General features: G+C 32.0%; 3 protein-coding genes. 1 reads left to right on the top strand and 2 read right to left on the bottom strand.

Annotation, left to right across the window (positions count from 1 at the left end):
- Positions 1 to 468, top strand: a 468-nt coding sequence (locus tag V7659_RS25795; protein WP_335542959.1) for a permease, incomplete at its 5' end; no start/stop codon positions are given.
- 232 nt (positions 469 to 700) lie between these two features.
- On the opposite strand, the gene V7659_RS25790 is transcribed toward V7659_RS25795, so the two are convergent.
- Both V7659_RS25790 and V7659_RS25785 read right to left on the bottom strand, forming a co-directional pair.
- Entirely contained in the window at positions 701 to 1,045 is a 345-nt protein-coding gene (locus V7659_RS25790) for a short-chain dehydrogenase (RefSeq protein WP_420491775.1), read from the bottom strand.
- Positions 1,046 to 1,204: 159 nt separating this feature from the next.
- The coding region (locus V7659_RS25785) for a hypothetical protein (protein WP_335542958.1) at positions 1,205 to 1,642 on the bottom strand (438 nt) is incomplete at its 5' end.

Genomic DNA, 1,642 nt, shown 5'->3' with positions numbered 1-1,642 from the left:
ACCTTTATAAACCAATCGGTGGGATGGAACGCATTTCAATTAACAGGAAAAAGCATTTTAGATATGCTGTTTCTACTCCCTCCTGTCTTAATATTCGTAGGTTTGCTTGACAAATGGGTGGAGAAAGAAACACTTATAAGATATATGGGAGAAAAATCCGGCATCTATGGCATTTTGTTCTCCCTATTATTAGGAGTAATTGCAGCTGGTCCCCTCTACGTAGCTTTTCCAATTGCGGCACTATTATTAAAAAAAGGAGCAAGCATACGCTATATTGTATTTTTTTTAGGAGTTTGGACAACTGCAAAATTACCGGTTATTGTATATGAATTTGCTTCATTTGGAGTTAAATTTACACTCATTCACATTTGTTTTGGTTTGTTATTTTTCTATTTAATGGGTATTATTTTTGAGAAATTTTATAAGCATCGACAATTGTTAAAGTATGATATAACTAAAGACGTTTAGATTTAGATCGATAAATCTTTAACCACTCAATCCCAGATTATTTTGTAGCTGAACCTACAACGGACTATACTGCGTGCAGCAAAAGATTAGAGGATACAGTTTCCACTGCATCCTCTTTTTAATTCCCTTCTTCAACTAACCGCCCCGTCGAATAAGAAAAAGCCACCAAGTATGGCAGCTGGATCTTCAACTCAAGCACCCGTTAGCTTAAGTACATTCCTTCACAAAAGGATTATATTCCAAAGTGTATCATGTATTTATATTCCTCATTAGCCTTTATTATTTTAGATGCTAACTGATTGAGTTCAGCAGAATTTTTATATATCGTTGAAGATGTAATCACATCATTAAACATTGATAAAGATTCAGGTGGAATAATTGTAATTCCCCAGTAAGCTAATCCAAACTCTGGACGTTCAAGCGAATGGAAGTAGGTTCTCATTATAGATAAATGCTCATTTAAGTGAATAATAATTTCATCATCAACAGAAATACAATTATATTTTTGTGGTTCATAACCAATATTTCTTTTCACATTTTCAATATTATCAATTATTCCAAATTCATGAACTGGCATTATTATCGACCACCTGATACACATAGTATAATGCTATTGCATTAAAGTGCCCTTTTAAGTCCAATAATAAAAGCCGCCAAGATGGCAGCTGGACATTTAACTCTTGCCCCCGTTAGCGTAAGTACTTTTTTACAATCACACAAAAATCTTTTAACTGCATTAGATTTTCCTCACTTTATCATATTTTCTTTTTATTAAAATAAAGTATTCATTAGTTTTCAGTTCAGGAAATTTATCAGTTACAGTATTGAAAAAATCTTGGATTAATTTTAACGCTCCATCTAAGAATTCCTCTTTATCTATAATAAAGTAAGTTTTTATTGGCATATTTTCTTCAAATAAAATATTCTTACCGTCATACCAATGTACTTTTATATCTTCTTCAATGTCCTCAAAATCGGTGTGCATAAACAATTGGATTTGGTTATTTTCATTTACCAAGACTAGCTTATAAATGTTAGGTGATTCACCTAATTCGTATAAGCCAGGTTTATCTGATTCTGCTAAGAAATACAACAAGTCATTAACTATATTAACAATTAGATACTTCATTTTGGATTCAAAAGGAATCCTTCCGTCCAAAGGTGTTTGTAAATA

Origin of the sequence: Neobacillus drentensis, assembly GCF_036966985.1 — a bacterium.
GTDB classification, from domain to species: Bacteria; Bacillota; Bacilli; order Bacillales; family Cytobacillaceae; genus Neobacillus; species Neobacillus drentensis_E.
This window is presented reverse-complemented; position numbering and strand designations above follow the sequence as displayed.